We start from the raw sequence: 19185 nt of genomic DNA, 5'->3' as shown, positions 1-19185 counted from the left end.
CATCAATTTGACCACGTCCTGGCCGGAGCCGGGCCAAGCAAGCAGGAAATATAGCTTTGAGAGTCATCGCCAGTTCTATTCGCAAGGGCAACGTGATCGAGCAAGACGGCAAGCTTTATGTCGTTGTGACCGCCGAGAACATCCATCCCGGCAAGGGCACTCCGGTCAGCCAGATCGAAATGCGCCGAATCTCGGACGGGGTAAAGATCTCCGAGCGCTACAAGACCACCGACCAGGTCGAGAAGGCCACGATCGAAGAGCGCAACTTCACCTTCCTCTATGAAGATGGCGACGGCTTCCATTTCATGAACCCGGAAACCTATGACCAGGTCCAGGTGTCCAAGGACGTCATCGGCGATGCGGCCGCTTATCTCCAGGAGAGTATGACGGTCAAGCTGTCGACGCATGACGTCAACGTGGTGTCGATCGCGTTGCCGCAGCGCGTGACGCTGGAAGTGGTCGAGACCGAGCCCGTGACCAAGGGCCAGACCGCCTCCTCCTCCTACAAGCCTGCGGTGCTCTCCAACGGCCTGCGCACTACTGTGCCGCCGCACATCGCCGTCGGCACCCGTATCGTGGTGATGACCGAAGACGGCTCCTACTCCGAGCGCGCCAAGGACTAAGCGAGGAATCAGAGCAGGTGCCGCCGGGGGCCGAGGCAGTGGTTGGGAAAAGTTTCCGCTTCGTCTCGCTGTTTCTGGCGGCGCTTTCGCTCCTCACCGCCACTCCGCTCGCTGCGGACGAAATCCGCAGCCCTTCGCTCACGGCGCTACGCGTCGATTGGCGCGCAGCGCTCGACCAGTTCCGCACCGAGGTCAACAGTCGTCCCCAGATCGCGGGCGACTTCATCTTCGCACCCCGCCGTTCGGTGCCACGCTACGATCCGCGCGCGATGCCTGCGCTGGTGCAGCTCAACGCGGTCTCATCGCAATTCTTCACCGGTATCGCCCGCAGCTCCGTGCCCGTGCTGCTGCCGTTCGATGCTGCCGCCTATCTCGAGGCGCAGCGCAATCGCGCGCCGGGGACACTCGCGCTCTCGCACTATCAGGCCGATTTCAATCCCGTCGACATGTTTGATGCCGGCCCCTCAGGTTACAGTGCCAGCTTCTCGCTCGAACCCGGTGCCGGCGACGGCATGCCGAGCCGCGTCTACACAAGGCCGGTCGAGGTGCAGATCACGGGCTCGGCACTCGTTTACGACGTCGCCGATCCCGCCGGCGGCAAGGGCGAGCAGGTCAAGCCGCTTGCGGCAACTTATCCGGACCTGCGCAGGTTCATCCGGGAAGGCTATGTGCGCTACGCCTTCACCCGCTTCGGCGTTGCCTATGTCGTCTCCATCCAGTGCCTGGACAGCATCGCAAAGCCGCGGAGGCTCGCCTGCAAGGAAGCCTATCCGGTTGCTGAGCGCTTCCTGAAAGGGCTCCGCATCGCCGGCGGCCAGCGCATGCGGCCGCTGACGGACATGGCCTCCAGCATCATCGATCGTCCTTCAGCGCGGTCGCCGGATTTCACCTACCGACCGAGCGGCGATATCATCCCGAACACCGGCTATCGCAACAAGGCCGGCCATCCGGATGTGATGGCCTATGCGCAGATCCGTTTTCCGCTCGAAAAGGCGCCCGCCTTCGTGCGTTCGCAATCCTACGGCAAGCGCGACAAGAGCGACGGCCCGACGGCCTATCCCTGGCGCGACAATTTCTGCGAGTCCCGCAGTTTCGAGGTCTGGCAGTGCGGCGGCGGTTATGGCCACCAGGGCGAGGACATCCGCGCCGCCGAATGCCCACCGCCCGGCGAAGGCCACGAACCTTGCGATCGCAAGCAGCGCGGCGTCGTCGCGGTGCGCGACGCCATCGTGATCCGCGGCGCCAAGGATCAGGCCGCGACGCTCGAGGTCAACAGCCGCACCGAGCATATTCGCTTCCGCTATATGCACATGAACCCGCAGGCGCTGACCGGCGACGGCATGCTCAACGGCCGCATCGTCACCGAAGGCGAGAAGATCGGCGTGGTCTCCAACTATCTCGACCATCCCGCCGGCACATCGATGCATTTGCATTTCGACGTGCAGGTATTTACTCGCGACGGCTGGATCTGGGTCAGTCCTTACGTCACGCTGGTCTCGGCTTATGAACGCCTGATCCACGCCCGCGGCCGCGAAGTCGGCCCCGAGATCGCCGGCACGCCGCAGCCGGTGGCGCATGCGTTGCCGGAGGACGTGATCAAGCCGGACCTGCGCGAGGGATCGAGCGGCGAGGAGAATTGAGGGCGAGTTCGCTCATGCGGCCGCTACGGACTACTCCAACAGCGTCGTCAGCTGCGCGCCCTCGTCCGCCACGAATACCGCGATCAATTCCGCCGGCTCGGTCGCGCTGGCATTGGCCGAGACCAGATGCGTCGATCCCGGCGGCTCGAAGAAGGACTGGCCGACACCAAACGTCTCGACAGGACCGCCGCCGAGCTGGGAACGGATTTCACCCTTGGTGATGTAGGCGGTTACCGAACCCGCGTGACGATGCGGCCGCGAGAATCCGCCGGGACCGTAGAACACACGCACGATGGTGACGCGCTTGCCCGGGACGTTCGGCAGCGCGTAGGAGCCGATCGGTTCGACCTTGTCGAGCGGCGAGCTCTCCGCCGCGGTCGCGCAGAGCGGCGCCAACGCGCCGGATACCGCATCCATCGTCACGGGCAACGCCTTGCCGATCGCAAGCGCGCAGGCGAGCCCGCCGACGACGGCCAGCGCCATCGAGCGCGATGGCACCGGACGCTGAGCATGGGTCAAACTCATTGCAGTCATGATAACCTCCCCTTGTTTTATCGTTGTTGCAATCAAGATACCGCGGCGCTCGCTGCGACCGGCCGCTTCGCCGGCGTCCAGCGATACGCGGCGCCAAAGCGGTTCCAGACGTTGATCGAGGCGACCGCCGAGGTCAGGTACATCAGCTCGGTCTCGGAGAATTCGCGGGAAGTCTCCGCATAGACCTCTTCACTGACGCCATCGGGCAGGAAGGTCAGCGCCTCCGCCCAGGCCAGCGCGGCCCGCTCGCGTGCGGAAAAGACCGGCGCCTCGCGCCAGACCGCGACCAGATTGAGCTTGTCCACGGGCACGCCGATCCGCTCCGACAACAGAACGTGGTGCTGCACGCAGAAGGCGCAGCCGTTGATCTGCGAGGCGCGCAGCTTGACCAGCTCGAGCAGCTGCTTGTCGAGGCCCGCCTTGGCCGCCACCTGGCCGAGCGCCAGCACCAGCTCATACGCATCGGGCGCGATCTTCTTGAAATCCTCGTACTCGCTGCGGGCGTGTGACATTGGCGTTCACCTCGTGTATTGTAAGACTGCTTACATCTTATAAGAGCTCTTATATGACACGCAAGACCGCTGCCATCACGAAATCGAAGGCTTTGCGGAAGCCGGCCGCGCCTGCCGAAATCGCTGCCGTTCGCGTGCCCGCGCCCGGAGAAGGCAAGCGCGGCGAGCAAGGTTATCTCGGCTATCTGCTGCGACAGGCCCATGCCGCGGTCCGCCTGACGATGGAACGGACGCTTGCCGACCTCGGCGTGACGTCGCCGCAATTTGCCGTGCTGACCATGCTGAACGCCTATCCAGGCCTCTCCGGCGCCGACGTCGCCCGGCTCACCTTCCTGACCCCGCAGACGGTGGGCGTGATCATTCGCAACCTCGATCGCGACGGTGCGATCATGATGACGCCTCATCCGGTCCACGGCCGGATCCAGCAATGGACGCTGACGCAGCGGGGCACGACGCTGTTGAAGGCGTGCAGGGAGCGCGTGATCGCGTTGGAGAAGCGCCTTGCCGCAAGTCTGGACGCCAAGGCAGAGACCGCGATCCGGCGCTGGCTCGCCGGCATCGCCGCCGATTTGCAGGAGGACTAACCGGCTTTAGTCGCCGCCGCCCCCGTCACCACCGCAGCCGCCGTCGCCTCCATCGGCATCCGAGAAATCGCTGACGGCGCCGTCGCCCTGAATGCCACGGCCAAAGTTCTCGGCGATGATCATCAGGATCACGACAAACAGTCCGGCGCCGAACGGCCAGGGATTGCTACGGATGATGTCGAACAGCTCCCGCATGCACGCATTCTGTGCAGACGGAAGCAAACCGACCGTAAAGCGACAGGCTTGAAATTGGGGATATCCGGGCAGCCGCAAGAACGCTCAGCCGCCTTTCAACGCTTTCTTAACCTCGCCGTCGGGCCAGGCATCGCCCGCCGCGCTCACGCGCACACGGCTCTGATCGGCGGCATTCACCAGCACATGCGAACTCGTCCGATCACCGCTCGGCTCGATACGCAAATCGGTTTCGGGCTTCCAGCTCAACGTGGTCGCGAGATCGCCGGGATAGATCCGCCATTGCGATCCGTCGTCGAGTTCGACGACATGGCTTTCCGCATGTGCCCGTATCTTCATTCCACCCCGAATTCTCGATGAGCAGACTACGTGCAGACGGCGGGCCCCGGCGCTCGGCCGGGGCCCTGCTCCGTCAGTCGTTGTCGTGATGAATCACGGTCTTGCTGCGATTGCCGAATTCATCTTCCTTCTTGATCACCGTGGTGCGGTTGGCAGGCTCGCGCTCCCTGATGACCGTGGTGCGGTCGCGATCGCGGTCCCGCTCACGATATTCGTGGGACTGTCCGACCGTCACGCCGGCACCGACCGGGCCGACGTGAACGCCGACTTCGTCGGCGAATGCAGGGGCGGCGATGGCCGTGACCATGGCGGCGGCAAACAGATATCTTTTCATCTTCATCCTCCAGTGTATGCGGAGGGAATGCGGGACTGCGACACTTTGTTCCGGCGGAACGCGGCGCGATGGCCTGTTCCCGGTGTTCCAGGAACCGGCCCACAGCAGCCGTGATTCCCGCTAGAATGGGTCCATGAAACAAGCTGATTCCTCGGCCAATCACAGCCGCCGCGCCCTGCTTCGATCCACGCTCGGCGCAGCCGCCTTCATCACATTCCCCACGCAGCTTCTCGCCGCGCCTCCGGGCTTCGACGAATGGCGCGAGGGTTTTCGTGCGCGCGCCATGGCGAAGGGCATTTCGGCCGCGACCTGGCAACGCGCGATGGCGCGGGTCGAGCCCGACATGAGCGTGTTCAAGCAGATGCGCAACCAGCCCGAATTCCACGAGCAGGTCTGGCAATACATCAACCGCCGCGTCTCGGACTGGCGCATCATCAACGGCAAGATCGCGCTGAAGAACAACGAGGCGCTGCTCGCGCGCATCGAGCGCGATTTCGGCGTCGAGCGCGGTACGCTGCTGGCGCTGTGGGGCGTGGAGTCCGCCTATGGCGATCCGCTGGTACAGCAGAACCACATGACGCCGGTATTCCCCTCACTCGCCGCGCTCGCCTGGAACGAGCCGCGCCGCAAAGCCTATTGGGAAACCGAGCTGATCAACGCGCTGCGCATCGTCGACAAGGGCTGGAGCACGCCGGAGCAGATGCAGGGCTCCTGGGCCGGCGCGATGGGACATTCGCAATGGATGCCGGAAGTCTGGCTCAATGTCGGCATCGACTATGACGGCGACGGCAAGGTGTCGCCGTTCGGCAAGCCCGACGATGCACTAGGCTCGACGGCAAAATACCTCGTCAATCGCGGCAAGTGGCGCCGTGGCGAACACTGGGGCTACGAGGTGCGCGCATCCGGCGAGGCGAGCGGCAACCGGACCTATGCGGCGTGGCAGGCGGCCGGCGTCACCCGCGCCGACGGCCAGCCGTTTCCGCAACCGAATGCATCCGCGCAGATGTGGACGCCGGTTGCGGGCGGGCCGACATTCCTGCTGGGACCGAATTTCTATTCGGTGAAGAGCTACAATCCCTCGATGAACTATGCGCTCGCAATCTGCCATCTGGGCGACCGCTGCCTCGGCGCGCCGCCCTTCATCCAGCCCTTCCCCGGCTCAGAGCGCGCGCTGACGCTCGCCGAGGTGCAGGAGATGCAGACGCGCCTGACCAAGGCCGGGTTCGACACCGGCGGCACCGACGGCCGTGTCGGCAACGACACCATGAAGGCGATCAAGGATTTTCAGCAGCGCGCGGGGATCACGCCCGCGGACGGCTATGGCGGGCTGAAGGTGCTGGCGAAGCTGCGGCAGGGGGCATAGGCCGCGAGCCCGTAGCCCGGATGGAGCGCAGCGCAATCCGGGAACGCCGCATCCGTGGTTGACGGCCCCGGATTGCGCTTCGCTCCATCCGGGCTACGGCAACAACCCTAGTGCCGGTACTGCGGCTCTTCCGCATCCAGCTGGCGCCGGATCGCGGCGAGATGCAATCGCGCGGATTCGGAATCGCCTTCGCGCATCTGCCTGTAGGTTTCCGCCGCGATCGCGGGATCGACCGGCAGCACCTTTCGTCCCGTCGACATCGCCAGCACCTGCACCTCGGCGGCGCGCTCGAGATAATAGAGATCGTCCCAGGCCTCCGCGATGGTCGGCGCCAGCACCATCACGCCATGATGCTTCATGAAGACGATGTCGGCATCGCCGACGGCGGATGCGATCCGCGCGCCTTCGCGGTTGTCGAGTGCGAGGCCGTTGTAATCGCGGTCCACTGCGGTGCGGCCGTAGAATTTCAGCGCGGTCTGGCCGGCCCAGATCAGGGGATCACCCTCGGTCATCGACAAAGCCGTGGCGTAGGGCATGTGGGTGTGGAAGGCGACCTTCGCGCGCGGCAGCAGCCTGTGCATCTCGGCGTGGATGTAGAACGCGGTTGCCTCGGGCGCGCCCTCGCCGTCGAGGACGTTGCCGTGGAAATCGCAGATCAGCAGCTTTGACGCCGTCAGCTCGCGGAAGGCGTAGCCATATGGATTGACCAGGAAGAGATCGTCATGGCCAGGCACCACGGCCGAGAAATGGTTGCAGATGCCCTCCTCAAAACCATTGCGCGCGGCCATGCGGAAGCAGGCCGCAAGATCCTCGCGCGCGGTGCGGATCGCGTCGGTGGCGAGATCAGGCCGGTTCGAGCGGAACGGCGCAGGTGCGGATGAGGAAGATTGAAGGCTGTGCGCCATGGCGAAGGAAACCTCTTTCGGTCGGAAGAGGCCCGCGTTGTACAGGGCCGACGCCTCTGCGTCAGCCCCTGCGGGCGCCACCCTGCCCTTCGCGTCTTGCGCGGCGGCTTATTGCCGCCGCGGCACGCCGCCGGCGTTCATGCCGCCGTCGATGACGAGCTCGCTGCCGGTGACGTAGCGCGAGGCATCGGAGGCCAGATACAGCACACCGGAAGCGATCTCCGCGGCCTGCCCGGCGCGGCCGAGCGGGGTTGCGACCTTGGCTCGCTCCTCGGGGTCGATCGGGGCGTTCTGGCCGGCGCCCGTTGCCCCCGTCGGAATCTTGCCCCAGATCGGGGTATCGATGATGCCGGGGTGAACGGAGTTGACGCGGATGCCGTCGCCGGCGGCCGCGCACTCCATCGCGATCGATTTGGCGAACAGCCGCACGCCGCCTTTGGTCAGCGAATAGGCCGAGAGGCCGGGCGCACCGCGCAAGCCCGCGAGCGAGGACATCATCACGATCGAGCTGCCGCCCGTCTTGCGCATCAGCGGCAGGCAATGCTTCACGGACAGAAACACGCCGTCGAGGTTGATCGCGTTCTGCTTGTGCCAGTCAGCGAGCGTCATATCGACGATCGAGGGTACCGCAATGCCGATGCCGGCATTGGAGACCATGATGTCGAGCCGGCCATGGCGCTTGGCGATCTCGGCTACGATCTCGATCCAGCGCTCCTCGCTGGTGACGTCCTGCTCCAGGAAAATCGCCTTGCCGCCGGCTTTTGTCACGCGCTTGACGAGCTCCGGGCCTCGCAGCTCGTCGATGTCGGTGATGACGACGGTAGCGCCTTCGCGCGCGAACAATTCGACGATAGCCTCGCCAATGCCCGAGGCGCCGCCCGTCACCAGCGCGACCTTGCCCTCAACCTGCCCTGCCATGTTCACTCCCTTTTTTGTTGTTTGAGCGGCTTATTTTTGACGCATGATCTCCGCGCAAACGCGTACCGCGTTTGTCGCGAGGGATCTTGCGTCATCTAATCACGGATGGCCCCTGGTCCGGTAGCGCGACGTCGACGACGCGGAATTGCACGCGCTCGGCGCCCTGGTACCGGTCGACCGACAACGATCCCGCGACATGCAATTGCTGACCGCGATTGGCGAGAAGTGCATTGCCGAGCTTCTGGCCGACCGAACGGAACGCAATGCCGTTGACGATCGAGCCGTCGCCCGACTTGAAGCGTAGCCTCAAATGCGCCTGTCCGACCTCATCGGCATAGACGAGCTGATGCGACGGCAGCGCCAGCACGACTTCCGGATTGCCGCTGCCGAAGGGACCGGCGCGGTTGAGCGTGGTTGCAAGCTCCGTCGTCACGGCGCGCGCGGACACCGCGCCGTCGACATAGAGCTCGTTGACATGGCGCGCCTCGGCAACGTCCCGCGCCAGCGCATTTTCGAGATAGGCGCGGAATTCGGCGAGCTTCTCCTTCCGCAACGTTACGCCCGCGGCCATCGCGTGGCCGCCGCCCTTCAGCAAGATGCCGTCGGTCACCGCCTGCCGCACCGCCTTACCGAGATCGACGCCGGCGATGGAGCGGCCCGAGCCGGTGCCGATGCCGCCGGGCTCCAGCGCAATCGCAAAGGCCGGTCGTGAAAATTTCTCCTTCAGGCGGGACGCGACGAGGCCGACCACGCCGGGATGCCAGCCTTCGGAGGCCGTGACGATCACGCCAATCTTGTCCTCGAGCCCGATCGAGGCCAGCGCCTCGGCTTCGGCCTGCGCTTCCGCCGCCTGCTCGATGACGCGGCGCTCACTGTTGAGGCGATCGAGCTCGGCCGCAATCCGCGCCGCCTCGACGCTGTCGCCTTCGAGCAAGAGCCGCACGCCGAGATCGGCCCGGCCGATCCGGCCGCCGGCATTGACGCGCGGCCCCAGCATGAAGCCGAGATGCCAGGCCTCCGGCGGGCCGTTGAGCCGCGCCACGTCCATCAGCGCGGTGTGGCCGACATGGTCGCGCCGCCGCATCGCGATCAGGCCTTTTGCGACGAAGGCACGATTGAGCCCGATCAGCGGCGCGACATCCGCAACCGTGCCGAGCGCGACGTGGTGCAGCATGCCGAGCAGATCGGGCTCGGGCATCTCGCTGGTCCAGAAGCCGCGCTGGCGCAGCTCGCGGTTGACCGCGACCAGCGTCACCAGCACGAGACCGACGGCGGCGAGATGGCCGAGGCCCGAGAGATCGTCGAGCCGGTTCGGATTGACCAGCGCATCGACCTCCGGCAGCTCCGTGCCGGCTTGGTGATGATCGATCACGACCACGGACATGCCGAGGCGCTTGGCTTCAGCGAGCGGCTCGATGCTGGTGGTGCCGCAATCGACCGTGACGAGCAGCGTGGCGCCCTTCGCGGCCAGCGCGCGGATCGCTTCGATGTTCGGGCCGTAGCCTTCGAAAATCCGGTCGGGAATATGGATCAGCGGATCGAGCCCGCAATGGCGCAGATGCCAGGCGAGCAGCGCCGCAGAGGTCGCGCCATCGACATCGTAGTCGCCGAAGATCGCGACCTTCTCGCCGCGCATCGCCGCATCCGCGATCCGCTTCGCGGCGGCCTCCATCTCGGTCACAGTGTACGGGTCCGGCAACAGCTTGCGGATGGTCGGATCGAGGAAGTCGCTGACGCCATCGATGTCGATGCCGCGGCCCGCCAGCACCCGCGCCAGCAACTCCGGCAGCTGGTGCCGCTGCACGATGGCGAGCGCCTTGGCAGCCCCGCGCGCATCCAGCCGGTCGAGCCAGAGCTTGTCGGTGAGCGAGCGCGCGACGCCCATAAACGCCTGGGGCACTTCGACGGGCAAGGCGGTTGCGGGCGGCGTCATGAGTCGAGACTGGCTTGAGGAACCCGGGAATCGAACCGGGCGTTGCGGCGATCGGCCGACAATGACGATTGACCTGGAATCCCCCGGGATTTGCAATGTCCACGCCGCACAAAGCGGTGGATTGCCGCTTTGCTGCGCGGACTGACTATCATTTGGGCATTCCGTGGAACAGCAAATTAAGCGGGCGTTAGGCGGAATCTTCGAAAAAGACTCGTACTCGATCTGTAATTAGTTGTTCCGGGTTCGTTGCAGATCAGGCCGCCTCATTGCCAAGGGAAGCTCCCCGATGTCTGCTGCGCTGGGTCTGAAAGCCAAGCCGATCGCCACCGAACCCGCTGATGACGATTCCGATATCTCCGCACTGATCAATCGCTTGACCGCGGAGGTCAACCAGATCGCAGTCGACAAGACCAAGGCGATTCAGCAGATCACCAACCAGATGAAGATGCTGGCGCTGAACGCGCTGATCGAGAGCTCGCGCGCCGGCGCGCAAGGCGCCGGCTTCGCGGTGGTGGCGCAGGAGGTGCGCGGCGTCGGCCAGCAGGTCGAAACCATCGCGCGCGAGCTCGAAACCCAGCTGACGAAGCGCACCGGCGATCTCGTCGCCTCGATCGACCGCATGAGCCAGCGCTCGCGCGGCGAGCGGATGGTCGACCTGTCGCTCAACGCCATCGAGCTGATCGATCGCAACCTCTATGAACGCACCTGCGACGTGCGCTGGTGGGCGACCGATTCCGCCGTGGTCGATTGCGCGGCCTCGCCCAACGCCGCAGCCGTCTCCCATGCCTCGCAGCGCCTCGGCGTGATCCTCGGCGCCTACACCGTCTATCTCGACCTCTGGCTCTGCGACCTCGACGGCAATGTCATCGCCAATGGCCGCGGCGACCGCTTTCGCGTCGTCGGCCAGAACGTCGCGCACACAAAGTGGTTTCGCGAGGCGCGAACCTTGCGCTCCGGCGACGACTATGTCGCCGGTGACGTCGAGAACCAGCCGCTGCTCGGCAATGCGCAGGTCGCGACCTATTGTGCCAGCGTCCGCGCCGGCGGCCAGGCCAACGGCGCGCCGATCGGCGTGCTCGCCATCCATTTCGACTGGGAGGCGCAGGCCCGCGCCATCGTGCAGGGCGTGCGCGTCGGCGACGGCGACAAGGCGCGCGTGCTGCTGGTCGACTCCAATCTGCGTGTCATCGCAGCTTCCGACGGCCAGGGTATTTTGAGCGAGCGCATCTCGATCTCGCTGAACGGCCAGCGGTCCGGATTCTATCACGACCGCACGGGCGCGCTGGTCGCGTTCCATGCGACCCCAGGCTACGAGACCTATCGCGGCCTCGGCTGGTACGGCGTGATCGTCTGCGGGGCGTGACGACATCATCGCGTGATCTGTGAGCGCGGCAGCGTGACCGTCGAACGATGGTCGCGCCGTGATGCGGCGCAACTTGCAGCCTATCCGAGATAGCCAGACACGCCGTCCCACAACAGCTTCAACGCCGTCACGGCCAGCAAGCCATGGCACGCCCGGTAGATCTGCCGCTGGTCCAGCTTTCCGTGCAGCCGCCAGCCGAGCCAGACGCCGCTGGGAATGGCAAAGAGGCACGCCGCCATCACGATCCAGACGTTGCCCGCCGGCCGCACGAGCAGCAGCCAAGGTACCGCCTTGATCGCGTTGCCGACGGTGAAGAACAGGCTCGTTGTTCCCGCGTAGACCTCCTTGCTGAGGCCAAGCGGCAGGAGGTACATCGCCAGCGGCGGTCCGCCGGAATGCGCGACCATGGTCGTGACACCCGAGGCAAGACCGGCAGCAACCGCCTTCGGCGAGGAGCGCGGACGAATGACCACCTTCGGGTCACTCACGAGCCATATGCCAACGAAGCTCAACGTCACGACCGCCATCACGATCGCGACGGCGCGATGGTCCAATACACGGAACAAGAGATAGCCGAGGGCAATGCCGATCACGAGCCCGGGCAACAGCAGCACCAGGTCCGGCTTCGACCATGTCGAGGGCTTCCAGTAGCGCAACGCGAACAGGTCCATGGCGATGAAGAGCGGCGCGAGCAGGCCGCCCGCCGTGACCGGATCCATCACGCACGACAGCAACGGAATGCCGACGATGGCGAAGCCGCCGCCGAATGCGCCCTTCATGAAGCAGATCAGGAAGACGCCGGAAAAGGCGATGATCACCGTGGCGACAGTCAAATCCATCTGCGCATCTCCATGACCGGCACGCTCGCGCCTCGGCTCGCGTCACGCCGAAACATCGCGGGCGAGACTCGGGCTCAGGTCGCCGTGACGTCGTCATCGGTTGCCGTTGGGCCGGCGTCGGTCGACGCCGCTTGCGAGGTTCGAGGCGGCGCGGCCTTCGGCTGGAAAAAGAGACCGGGCAGCACTGACGGCAGGCCAAAAGTCATTCCGAGGAATGCCAGAAACACATCAAGATAACTCACGCTCATTCTGTTGCTCCGCTTTGTCGGGCGCGACCACCTCTCGGTGCATTTGAGGGTCGATGCGGCGCAATATGAACCGGTACATTACTCAGTACAATAAGAACATTGATCTCGGTGCAATTTTGCCGCCTCCGCGCGAGCAGAGCAGATGCAGCAAACTTCTTGCCTTGGGCTTCAATCCGACCGCGGCAGGCGCGGCGCCCACCCCGTCGCAACGAGTCTTCTTGGCATTTTCCGGCAAGGCAGGCCGGTTACAGGCAAGAGCTTGCCGCATTGCTCGACTACGCTGCGCTTCGCATCACGTTGGGCGGACGTGACGTGATCGGCCCACGGATTGGGATCACTCACGCTCGTCACATGCCGAGGAGACATGCCATGAAGATCGTCGTGATCGGCGGGACCGGATTGATCGGATCCAAGCTCGTGACAAAGTTGAAACAACACGGCCACGAGGCCGTTGCAGCCTCGCCGAAATCAGGCGTGAACGCCGTGACCGGGGAAGGCCTCGCAGCAGCGCTGGCTGGGGCGGATGTCGTCGTCGACGTTGCCAACGCACCGTCCTGGGAGCCCGCCGCCGTGCTCGATTTCTTCCAGCGCTCGAGCACAAACCTCGTCGCGGCAGAGGCGGTCGCGGGCGTGAAGCATCACGTAACGCTGTCGATCGTGGGGACCGAACGGTCGCCTGACAATTCCTATTTTCGGGCCAAGCTCGCCCAGGAGACCATCATCAAATCCTCTTCGGTCCCCTACTCCATCGTTCGTGCCACCCAGTTCTTCGAATTCCTCGGCGCCATTGCCGAAACGGCTGTGGTCGAAGGAAAGATCGTCGTCCCGTCCGCACTGTTTCAGCCGATCGCCGCCGAAGACGTAGCTGATCGCCTCGCGGAGGTCGCCATGGGCCGGCCGCTCAACGGCACCATTGATATCGCAGGACCCGAGAAGGCCCCCTTCAATGAATTCATTGCGCGGCGCCTCAAGGCGTCCGGCGACACCCGACCGGTGGTGGGAGACCCGAATGCACCGTACTACGGCGCCCCCATTGACGACACATCACTGAACCCGCTCGGCGAGGCGCGGCTTGGAAAAACGCCGCTCGCGACGTGGCTCGCAAGGCTCTGAGGATCCGCCAGACCTTCCATCACGACAACCACTGCAATGAAGGAAATCCCATGCGCAGATTGCTGATCGCAACGGCGGTTTATGCCGCATCAGTCCTGACGGGCCATGCGGCCGAACCGGCACCTCTGGCCAAAGTGACGGTCGTGTTCGACCAGGCGCTGCCGAACGTCCCGGGCAAGAGCATGAAGGGCGTGCTGGTCGAGTATGGTCCCGGAGGCTCCTCGCCGGCCCACATGCATCCGCGCTCCGCATTCATCTATGCGACCATCCTGGAAGGAGCGATCCGCAGTCAGGTCAATGACGAGCCCGCCAAGGTCTATCGCAAAGGAGAGAATTTCTTCGAAAAGCCCGGCGACCGTCACGCCATAAGCGCGAATGCCAGCGATACCGAACCTGCGAAGCTGCTGGCCGTCTTCGTCGTGGATTCGGCAGACAAGGAGCTGGTCACGCCGATCACGAAGTAGCGCCGCCTCGTCACGCAGCGCGGCGCGCGGCCATCTCAGCGGCCAGCAGCAACGCGGCGCGGCTGGCGCCGATCGACGCGTTGCCTTGCCCTGCGATGTCGTACGCGGTGCCGTGCGCTGGCGTGCAGATCGGGAATGGGAAGCCACCGAAGGTCTGCCAGGGTCTCGAGGCGCTCGCCGGCGAGCTCGCCTGCGAGCGCATCAGCGACGCCGGGATCGGCGAAATCGCCGCCGCACATGACGACATGGTTCGGCATTATCGCGAGGGCGATTTGATCCAGTATTATCGCGGCAACCGCGCCATTCACGAGGCCATTGTCGCAGCAGCCGAAAATCCCGCGCTGACCGGGCTCTATGCTTCCGTGACCGCGCGCATTCGCCGCGCGCGTTATGTCACGCCGATGACGCCGCAGCGCTGGGCGTTCGCCGTGAAGGAGCACGAGGCGATCCTGAACGCGCTGCAGCGGCGCGATGGCGCCGGCCTCTCCCACATCCTGCGTGCGCATCTGCGCCACAAGCGCGAAGAGGTTTTGCAGGCGGGCTTTGCCGAGACGGAAGGAAACGACCTCGCGCTGCGGATCGCGTGAGGCGGCCGTGCCCGGCGAGCACTCGTTCGCCCCATTCCGCGTCTGGCCTTCGCGCCGCTTCGCTGCGATAACCGCCCCGAAGATCGGTCATAAGATCAGGCGACGCCGCAATGAACAAACCGCTGCCCTCAGACCCCGCCGCGCGTGCGACCTCCGACAGCACGGGAAGCGCGCCGCAAGGCGGCTTTGCCGATCTCGTTCCCGAACTCGGCGTTTCCAGCATTCAAGCCAGCCTGCCGTTCTGGCGCGACTTGCTCGGCTTCGAGCTCGCCTACGATCGCCCCGATGCGCGATTTGCGTATCTCGTCAGGGGGCGTTTGCAGGTCATGCTCTGCGAATTGAATGGACGCTGGGAGACGGCCGAGATGCAGCGGCCATTCGGACGCGGCGTCAATTTCCAGATGGTCGTCGATCGCATTGATCCCATGCTGAGGGCTCTCGGCGATGCCAACTGGCCGCTCTACGAGCAGCCGAACGAAGCCTGGTATCGGGTCGGCGACCAGGAATTCGGCCAGCGCGAATTCCTCGTCCAGGATCCGGACGGTTACCTCGTGCGCTTCGTCGAACGCCTGGGCATGCGCACGCCATCCTGACGCAAAGATTCGTCCAGTCCTGCCGCATCGCGCAATCAGGAGACACAATCGCGACGGTGCACGCTGCCCGGACCATTGAACTGATGCACGCTCTCTGTCGTGTGGGACGTAAGCTGCATTCGGCTCACGAGCCGAACTTGCTCAATTTCGCATTCGCCCGATTATCCTTGCGACCCTCTGTCAGCTGACGTGGTCGCGCGTTAGACGTGAAGCTCCCCCGCTTCACGCTCCGCGAGCACCTCGGCTCGCCGTTGCGCAGCCAACGGAGACCATCTCATGACCAAACCAAGCATCGTTTTCGCGCACGGCCTCTGGGCTGACGGATCGTGCTTCGGCAAGCTGATCCCGACGCTGCAAGCCGAAGGCCACGAGGTCCTGGCGAGCCAGCACGGGCTCGATTCACTCGCAACCGACGTCGCCTGCGTGACGGCGTGCTTTGGCCGTGTTCCCGGACCCGTGGTCCTCGTCGGCCACTCCTATGGCGGCACACTGATCACGCATGCCGGAACCGATCCGCGGGTCGCCGCGCTGGTCTACATCGCCGCGCTCGCGCCCGCTGCCGACGAAACTTCGCAGAGCCAGATTGCAAAATTTCCGACGACGCAGGTGTTCGGCCACATCGACGCGCCGGCGGGCCGTGTCTGGCTCAAGCCAAGCGGCCTGACGCACTTTGCCGGCGACCTGCCCGAAGCCGAGCAAAAGCTGGTCTACGCAACGCAAGGGGCGCCGGTTGCGGATCTCCTGACCCAGAAGGTCGATGGCACAGCGTGGACCTCGAAGCCGAGCTGGTACATCCTCGCCAGCAAGGACCAGACGGTTCACCCCGATCTGCAACACTTCGTCTCGAAGCGCATGAACGCCACCGTGACCGAAGTGCCTTCGTCCCACGTCCCCATGCTGTCGAAGCCGGATGTGGTGCTGGATGTGATCCGAAAGGCTGCGAATGCGGTCACAGCGAAGTAGCATCGGCTGACATACCATACCGAACCAAGGCAGATGACGTTGTCATTCTTCGGATCAGGTCCGGGCGGCGCGAGACCGCCCGGACCTTTTGTCCATCGCGAAAACGCCATGCCGATTTCTGCTTTTTCTAATATCGAATAATCCGATTGTAACAGCGCATATTATTCGTTTGTCAAAATCCTCCTTCTGCGTAGCCTGATCCCGCGCCATCGCCCGGCTGCCCGTAAAGGCCGCCCCCCGAGAACAGCGAGGCACCGGAGGATTGGATGACGACGACGCTCGACGCATCGGGAATGCCTGCACGTTCGCAGCTGCCCTTCCTTGATCGCGAGCACACGATCGCAAGGCCGGGCTACAGCCGATGGATGGTGCCGCCCGCGGCGCTTTGCGTGCATTTGTGCATCGGGCAGGCCTACGCCTTCAGCGTCTTCAACCTGCCGATGACCAAGCTGATCGGCGTCACCCAATCGGCATCCGGCGACTGGAAGCTCACCGAGCTCGGCTGGATTTTCTCCATCGCGATGGTGTTCCTCGGACTGTCGGCCGCAGTGTTCGGACGCTGGGTCGAGGAAGGCGGCCCGCGCAAGGCGATGTTCACCGCCGGCGTTGCCTGGGCGAGTGCGTTCCTGATCTCGGCCCTCGGCGTCTATCTCCACAATCTCTGGATCATCTATCTCGGCTACGGCGTGATCGGCGGCTGCGCGCTCGGCATCGGCTACATCTCCCCGGTTTCGACGCTCATGAAGTGGTTTCCCGACCGGCCGGGCATGGCCACCGGCATGGCGATCATGGGCTTTGGCGGCGGCGCGCTGATCGCCTCCCCCCTCTCCGTCTGGCTGATGAGCAAGTTTGCGACCACGAGCGACGTCGGCGTGCTCGGCGCCTTCATCACGCTCGGCTGTGTCTACTTCGTCTTCATGATGGTCGGCTCCGCCATCGTGCGCGTGCCGGCGCAGGGCTGGAAGCCGGAGGGTTATGTGCCGCCTGCGGCCGCCACCAAGCTGATGACCAGGAACGACGTGTTCGTCTACCAGGCGGTCAAGACGCCGCAGTTCTGGCTGATCTGGATCGTGCTGTTCTGCAACACCACCGCCGGCATCGGCGTGCTCGGCCAGGCCTCAGCGATGAGCCAGGAGATGTTCCCCGGCCATATCACCGCGGTGGCGGCCGCAGGTCTCGTCGGCCTGATGAGCCTGTTCAACATGGGCGGACGTTTCAGCTGGGCCTCGCTATCCGACTTCATCGGACGCAAGAGCACCTATTTCGTCTACATGGTGCTCGGAATCGCCCTCTACGTGACCGTGCCCTATGCCGGCGCGAGCGGCAATGTCGTGCTGTTCGTGCTGTGCTTCCTGATCATCGTCAGCATGTATGGCGGCGGCTTTTCCACCGTGCCGGCCTATCTGCGCGACATGTTCGGCACGCGCTATGTCGGCGCCATCCACGGCATCCTGCTGACGGCCTGGTCGATGGCCGGAATCGCCGGGCCTGTGCTGATCAACTACATCCGCGAATACAACGTCACGCATGGTGTGCCGAAGGCGCAGGCCTACAACACGACCATGTACATCATGGCCGGACTGCTCGTGGTCGGCTTCCTCGCCAACCTCTGCGTCCGTGCCGTCGACAAGCGTCATCACATGCAGGACGAGGACAATTCAGGTCTCGAGGCGGCGCGTGCTGCCTGACGTCCGGACGAACACAAGGAGGCGACCATGACCACGACATCACCGAGCGAAGCGTCATTCTCCCAATCGCTGCTGAGCTGGATCGCCTGGCGGGTATCCCGGACGATGGCGGCGATGCGGCCGGTGCATCGAGCCACCGAGATCGCGGCCGCAGCCGCGGCGAGCAACAATCCCTCGGGGGCCTGACATCATGCAGACCGCTCAGACGGCAAAGACCACCCCGCTGCAATTAGCGCTGGCCTGGAGCTTTGCGGGCATCCCCCTGCTCGCGGGCGTGATCCAGACCCTGCTTAACGCCATGAAGCTGTTTCAGTAGGCGGCGAATGCGTCCCACGAACAAGCGTGCAACGCTTCTCGGCGGCGCGCGACGGTTGATAACCGACGAAGGCTTCGCCATCACCGTGCTGGCCGCGGTGATCGCCGCTGCAGTTCTCGCCGTCGGCTTCGACGCGACTGCGGACATCGTTGTCGCGACGCTCGCACTTGGCGCGGTGACGGCGCTGGCCGAGACCCGCCTGCACCGGCGCGGATAGATCCAGTCAAACGGGCCGTCAGCGGCGCTTGCGCGCGCCACGCGCCGGCGTTTCCGTCACGCGCCGGGTCTGCTCGGCGGCGAGGTCGCGCATGATCGCTATCGCGCTCTGCACGTGGTCGTCGGGCTGGTCGACCGAATAGACGACATAGGCCGGCATCGAGAATTTCGGCGCTCCCACCACCAGGTGAAGCCGCCGCGCCTTCAGCAGCGGCTCGACGATCCGGTGCGCAAAATAGCCGGAGCCGCCGTTGGCGAGAACGTGCTGCAGCCCGAGCCAGCCGATGTTGGCGGTCAGCGCAGGCCCCGCGAAATTGGGAAAGACGGCACTGTGGCGGGCGTAGAATTCGGGCCCCCAGTCGACATAGACGTAGCCATCCTGCGGCTCCGGATCGCTCCTGGGATTGGTCGACACCAGCACGAGCTGCTCCTCGATCAGCAACTCGACCTTGAGGCCGGGGCGGCTTTGCGGGGTGTACATCACGCCGATGTCGATGCGTCCCTCGACCAGCCCCTGCATCAGTTCGGGCTCAAGGGCACTCTCGGCCCGGATGGAGATCTGCGGATTGGCCTCCTGCATGCGCGGTACCCAAAGCAGCAGGAACTCCTCCCACAGGCCGATGCGGCCGCCGACCACCAGCGCGCCGCTAAAGCCCTTGGGGAGGCCGACGTCGTGGCGGGCCTGCTCGACGGTGCGAACAAGCGTCGAGGCATGGCGTTGAAATTGCCGCCCCGCCACCGTAAGCGTCGCGCCTGCCTTGTTGCGCACGAACAGCGTGCAGCCGAGCAGCTCCTCGAGCGAGTGGATCCGCGTGCTGACGGTGGACTGGCTGACGTGAAGCCGGTCGGCGGCGGTGATGAAATTGCCGGTGGCAACCACCGTCAGGAATGTACGCGCGAGCTCGGTATCCACGGGCG

Annotated in this window: 25 protein-coding genes and 1 pseudogene; 14 read left to right on the top strand and 12 right to left on the bottom strand. The window is 64.8% G+C overall.

What is annotated here, in order from left to right; all coding sequences use genetic code 11:
- The first annotated feature begins 56 nt into the window (after positions 1-56).
- Positions 57-623 carry an elongation factor P gene (efp, locus tag ABIB95_RS26690; protein ID WP_063983478.1) on the top strand — a complete coding sequence of 189 codons (567 nt, stop codon included), beginning with the start codon at positions 57-59 and terminating at the stop codon, positions 621-623.
- Between the two features lie 17 nt (positions 624-640).
- Entirely contained in the window at positions 641-2263 is a 1623-nt protein-coding gene (locus ABIB95_RS26685; protein ID WP_354243572.1) for a M23 family peptidase, read from the top strand.
- A 30-nt stretch (positions 2264-2293) separates the two neighbouring features.
- Here ABIB95_RS26685 and ABIB95_RS26680 read toward each other — a convergent pair whose 3' ends face one another.
- Both ABIB95_RS26680 and ABIB95_RS26675 read right to left on the bottom strand, forming a co-directional pair.
- Positions 2294-2797 (bottom strand): cupin domain-containing protein, encoded by a 504-nt coding sequence (locus tag ABIB95_RS26680; RefSeq protein ID WP_354243569.1) that lies wholly within the window; start codon positions 2795-2797, stop codon positions 2294-2296.
- Between the two features lie 32 nt (positions 2798-2829).
- The gene (locus ABIB95_RS26675; RefSeq protein WP_354243566.1) at positions 2830-3309 is read right to left on the bottom strand and encodes a carboxymuconolactone decarboxylase family protein; all 480 of its coding nucleotides are present in this window, start codon (positions 3307-3309) and stop codon (positions 2830-2832) included.
- Between the two features lie 53 nt (positions 3310-3362).
- Here ABIB95_RS26675 and ABIB95_RS26670 point away from each other — a divergent pair, with 53 nt between their 5' ends.
- The gene (locus ABIB95_RS26670) at positions 3363-3893 is read left to right on the top strand and encodes a MarR family winged helix-turn-helix transcriptional regulator (protein WP_354243562.1); all 531 of its coding nucleotides are present in this window, start codon (positions 3363-3365) and stop codon (positions 3891-3893) included.
- 6 nt (positions 3894-3899) lie between these two features.
- Here the strand turns inward: ABIB95_RS26670 and ABIB95_RS26665 are convergent, their stop codons facing one another.
- The 3 genes from ABIB95_RS26665 to ABIB95_RS26655 all read right to left on the bottom strand — a co-directional run bounded on the left by ABIB95_RS26665 (position 3900) and on the right by ABIB95_RS26655 (position 4758).
- The gene (locus tag ABIB95_RS26665) at positions 3900-4088 is read right to left on the bottom strand and encodes a hypothetical protein (protein WP_038936126.1); all 189 of its coding nucleotides are present in this window, start codon (positions 4086-4088) and stop codon (positions 3900-3902) included.
- Positions 4089-4172: 84 nt separating this feature from the next.
- Positions 4173-4424 (bottom strand): hypothetical protein, encoded by a 252-nt coding sequence (locus ABIB95_RS26660; protein WP_354243558.1) that lies wholly within the window; start codon positions 4422-4424, stop codon positions 4173-4175.
- 73 nt (positions 4425-4497) lie between these two features.
- On the bottom strand, positions 4498-4758 hold the full coding sequence (locus tag ABIB95_RS26655) for a hypothetical protein (RefSeq protein ID WP_028151025.1): 261 nt from the start codon (positions 4756-4758) through the stop codon (positions 4498-4500).
- Between the two features lie 133 nt (positions 4759-4891).
- On the opposite strand from ABIB95_RS26655, the gene ABIB95_RS26650 reads away from it, so the two are divergent.
- Complete coding sequence (locus tag ABIB95_RS26650; RefSeq protein WP_354243555.1) at positions 4892-6121, top strand: lytic murein transglycosylase; 1230 nt, start codon at positions 4892-4894, stop codon at positions 6119-6121.
- 107 nt (positions 6122-6228) lie between these two features.
- Here the strand turns inward: ABIB95_RS26650 and ABIB95_RS26645 are convergent, their stop codons facing one another.
- The 3 genes from ABIB95_RS26645 to recJ all read right to left on the bottom strand — a co-directional run bounded on the left by ABIB95_RS26645 (position 6229) and on the right by recJ (position 9877).
- Entirely contained in the window at positions 6229-7026 is a 798-nt protein-coding gene (locus ABIB95_RS26645) for an aldolase (RefSeq protein WP_166341112.1), read from the bottom strand.
- A 108-nt stretch (positions 7027-7134) separates the two neighbouring features.
- A complete protein-coding gene (locus ABIB95_RS26640) occupies positions 7135-7944 on the bottom strand; it encodes an SDR family NAD(P)-dependent oxidoreductase (RefSeq protein WP_063983487.1) in 810 nt (269 codons plus the stop codon).
- Positions 7945-8035: 91 nt separating this feature from the next.
- On the bottom strand, positions 8036-9877 hold the full coding sequence (gene recJ / locus ABIB95_RS26635; protein WP_354243551.1) for a single-stranded-DNA-specific exonuclease RecJ: 1842 nt from the start codon (positions 9875-9877) through the stop codon (positions 8036-8038).
- Between the two features lie 286 nt (positions 9878-10163).
- Between recJ and ABIB95_RS26630 the strand changes: the two genes are divergently transcribed.
- Positions 10164-11240, top strand: a complete 1077-nt coding sequence (locus ABIB95_RS26630; protein ID WP_354243549.1) for a methyl-accepting chemotaxis protein — start codon at positions 10164-10166, stop codon at positions 11238-11240.
- A gap of 80 nt (positions 11241-11320) precedes the next feature.
- Here the strand turns inward: ABIB95_RS26630 and ABIB95_RS26625 are convergent, their stop codons facing one another.
- Complete coding sequence (locus tag ABIB95_RS26625; protein WP_354243546.1) at positions 11321-12079, bottom strand: sulfite exporter TauE/SafE family protein; 759 nt, start codon at positions 12077-12079, stop codon at positions 11321-11323.
- Between the two features lie 74 nt (positions 12080-12153).
- Positions 12154-12327 (bottom strand): hypothetical protein, encoded by a 174-nt coding sequence (locus ABIB95_RS26620; protein WP_354243543.1) that lies wholly within the window; start codon positions 12325-12327, stop codon positions 12154-12156.
- Between the two features lie 369 nt (positions 12328-12696).
- Between ABIB95_RS26620 and ABIB95_RS26615 the strand changes: the two genes are divergently transcribed.
- Both ABIB95_RS26615 and ABIB95_RS26610 read left to right on the top strand, forming a co-directional pair.
- Positions 12697-13440 (top strand): SDR family oxidoreductase, encoded by a 744-nt coding sequence (locus ABIB95_RS26615; protein ID WP_354243540.1) that lies wholly within the window; start codon positions 12697-12699, stop codon positions 13438-13440.
- Between the two features lie 50 nt (positions 13441-13490).
- Positions 13491-13904 carry a cupin domain-containing protein gene (locus tag ABIB95_RS26610; protein ID WP_071914269.1) on the top strand — a complete coding sequence of 138 codons (414 nt, stop codon included), beginning with the start codon at positions 13491-13493 and terminating at the stop codon, positions 13902-13904.
- A gap of 10 nt (positions 13905-13914) precedes the next feature.
- On the opposite strand, the pseudogene ABIB95_RS26605 reads toward ABIB95_RS26610, so the two are convergent.
- Positions 13915-14052 (bottom strand): annotated as a pseudogene (locus ABIB95_RS26605) (4-hydroxythreonine-4-phosphate dehydrogenase PdxA); the annotation flags it as partial.
- Here ABIB95_RS26605 and ABIB95_RS26600 point away from each other — a divergent pair.
- The 7 genes from ABIB95_RS26600 (at position 14000) to ABIB95_RS26570 (ending at position 18268) form a co-directional block, all read left to right on the top strand.
- Positions 14000-14491: a GntR family transcriptional regulator gene (locus tag ABIB95_RS26600; RefSeq protein WP_354243536.1), complete on the top strand. Its 492-nt coding sequence runs from the start codon at positions 14000-14002 to the stop codon at positions 14489-14491. The pseudogene ABIB95_RS26605 and the gene ABIB95_RS26600 sit on opposite strands and share 53 nt — an antisense overlap.
- A gap of 110 nt (positions 14492-14601) precedes the next feature.
- The gene (locus ABIB95_RS26595; RefSeq protein WP_354243533.1) at positions 14602-15084 is read left to right on the top strand and encodes a bleomycin resistance protein; all 483 of its coding nucleotides are present in this window, start codon (positions 14602-14604) and stop codon (positions 15082-15084) included.
- A gap of 276 nt (positions 15085-15360) precedes the next feature.
- A complete protein-coding gene (locus tag ABIB95_RS26590) occupies positions 15361-16047 on the top strand; it encodes an alpha/beta fold hydrolase (protein WP_212094622.1) in 687 nt (228 codons plus the stop codon).
- A 266-nt stretch (positions 16048-16313) separates the two neighbouring features.
- Entirely contained in the window at positions 16314-17735 is a 1422-nt protein-coding gene (locus ABIB95_RS26585) for an L-lactate MFS transporter (RefSeq protein WP_354243530.1), read from the top strand.
- 27 nt (positions 17736-17762) lie between these two features.
- Complete coding sequence (locus tag ABIB95_RS26580) at positions 17763-17921, top strand: hypothetical protein (protein WP_354243527.1); 159 nt, start codon at positions 17763-17765, stop codon at positions 17919-17921.
- A 4-nt stretch (positions 17922-17925) separates the two neighbouring features.
- Positions 17926-18051: an MFS transporter small subunit gene (locus ABIB95_RS26575; RefSeq protein ID WP_014495518.1), complete on the top strand. Its 126-nt coding sequence runs from the start codon at positions 17926-17928 to the stop codon at positions 18049-18051.
- A 7-nt stretch (positions 18052-18058) separates the two neighbouring features.
- On the top strand, positions 18059-18268 hold the full coding sequence (locus tag ABIB95_RS26570; protein WP_354243524.1) for a hypothetical protein: 210 nt from the start codon (positions 18059-18061) through the stop codon (positions 18266-18268).
- 18 nt (positions 18269-18286) lie between these two features.
- On the opposite strand, the gene ABIB95_RS26565 is transcribed toward ABIB95_RS26570, so the two are convergent.
- On the bottom strand, positions 18287-19180 hold the full coding sequence (locus tag ABIB95_RS26565; RefSeq protein WP_039149060.1) for a LysR family transcriptional regulator: 894 nt from the start codon (positions 19178-19180) through the stop codon (positions 18287-18289).
- Between the last annotated feature and the right edge of the window lie 5 nt (positions 19181-19185).

The sequence above is a fragment of the Bradyrhizobium sp. LA2.1 genome (assembly GCF_040547725.1).
In the GTDB taxonomy this organism is placed as follows: Bacteria; Pseudomonadota; Alphaproteobacteria; order Rhizobiales; family Xanthobacteraceae; genus Bradyrhizobium; species Bradyrhizobium barranii.
Note: the sequence above shows the minus strand (reverse complement) of the source record. Positions and strands in the feature narration are given on the sequence as shown.

What these genes read in the sequence shown, in the direction of transcription:
- ABIB95_RS26680 (WP_354243569.1), bottom strand. Translation starts at nt 2,797, where the DNA reads ATGACTGCAATGAGTTTGACCCATGCTCAGCGTCCGGTGCCATCGCGC.
- ABIB95_RS26675 (WP_354243566.1), bottom strand. Translation starts at nt 3,309, where the DNA reads ATGTCACACGCCCGCAGCGAGTACGAGGATTTCAAGAAGATCGCGCCC.
- ABIB95_RS26670 (WP_354243562.1), top strand. Translation starts at nt 3,363, where the DNA reads ATGACACGCAAGACCGCTGCCATCACGAAATCGAAGGCTTTGCGGAAG.
- ABIB95_RS26665 (WP_038936126.1), bottom strand. Translation starts at nt 4,088, where the DNA reads ATGCGGGAGCTGTTCGACATCATCCGTAGCAATCCCTGGCCGTTCGGC.
- ABIB95_RS26660 (WP_354243558.1), bottom strand. Translation starts at nt 4,424, where the DNA reads ATGAAGATACGGGCACATGCGGAAAGCCATGTCGTCGAACTCGACGAC.
- ABIB95_RS26655 (WP_028151025.1), bottom strand. Translation starts at nt 4,758, where the DNA reads ATGAAAAGATATCTGTTTGCCGCCGCCATGGTCACGGCCATCGCCGCC.
- ABIB95_RS26650 (WP_354243555.1), top strand. Translation starts at nt 4,892, where the DNA reads ATGAAACAAGCTGATTCCTCGGCCAATCACAGCCGCCGCGCCCTGCTT.
- ABIB95_RS26645 (WP_166341112.1), bottom strand. Translation starts at nt 7,026, where the DNA reads ATGGCGCACAGCCTTCAATCTTCCTCATCCGCACCTGCGCCGTTCCGC.
- ABIB95_RS26640 (WP_063983487.1), bottom strand. Translation starts at nt 7,944, where the DNA reads ATGGCAGGGCAGGTTGAGGGCAAGGTCGCGCTGGTGACGGGCGGCGCC.
- recJ (WP_354243551.1), bottom strand. Translation starts at nt 9,877, where the DNA reads ATGACGCCGCCCGCAACCGCCTTGCCCGTCGAAGTGCCCCAGGCGTTT.
- ABIB95_RS26630 (WP_354243549.1), top strand. Translation starts at nt 10,164, where the DNA reads ATGTCTGCTGCGCTGGGTCTGAAAGCCAAGCCGATCGCCACCGAACCC.
- ABIB95_RS26625 (WP_354243546.1), bottom strand. Translation starts at nt 12,079, where the DNA reads ATGGATTTGACTGTCGCCACGGTGATCATCGCCTTTTCCGGCGTCTTC.
- ABIB95_RS26620 (WP_354243543.1), bottom strand. Translation starts at nt 12,327, where the DNA reads ATGAGCGTGAGTTATCTTGATGTGTTTCTGGCATTCCTCGGAATGACT.
- ABIB95_RS26615 (WP_354243540.1), top strand. Translation starts at nt 12,697, where the DNA reads ATGAAGATCGTCGTGATCGGCGGGACCGGATTGATCGGATCCAAGCTC.
- ABIB95_RS26610 (WP_071914269.1), top strand. Translation starts at nt 13,491, where the DNA reads ATGCGCAGATTGCTGATCGCAACGGCGGTTTATGCCGCATCAGTCCTG.
- ABIB95_RS26600 (WP_354243536.1), top strand. Translation starts at nt 14,000, where the DNA reads ATGTCGTACGCGGTGCCGTGCGCTGGCGTGCAGATCGGGAATGGGAAG.
- ABIB95_RS26595 (WP_354243533.1), top strand. Translation starts at nt 14,602, where the DNA reads ATGAACAAACCGCTGCCCTCAGACCCCGCCGCGCGTGCGACCTCCGAC.
- ABIB95_RS26590 (WP_212094622.1), top strand. Translation starts at nt 15,361, where the DNA reads ATGACCAAACCAAGCATCGTTTTCGCGCACGGCCTCTGGGCTGACGGA.
- ABIB95_RS26585 (WP_354243530.1), top strand. Translation starts at nt 16,314, where the DNA reads ATGACGACGACGCTCGACGCATCGGGAATGCCTGCACGTTCGCAGCTG.
- ABIB95_RS26580 (WP_354243527.1), top strand. Translation starts at nt 17,763, where the DNA reads ATGACCACGACATCACCGAGCGAAGCGTCATTCTCCCAATCGCTGCTG.
- ABIB95_RS26575 (WP_014495518.1), top strand. Translation starts at nt 17,926, where the DNA reads ATGCAGACCGCTCAGACGGCAAAGACCACCCCGCTGCAATTAGCGCTG.
- ABIB95_RS26570 (WP_354243524.1), top strand. Translation starts at nt 18,059, where the DNA reads ATGCGTCCCACGAACAAGCGTGCAACGCTTCTCGGCGGCGCGCGACGG.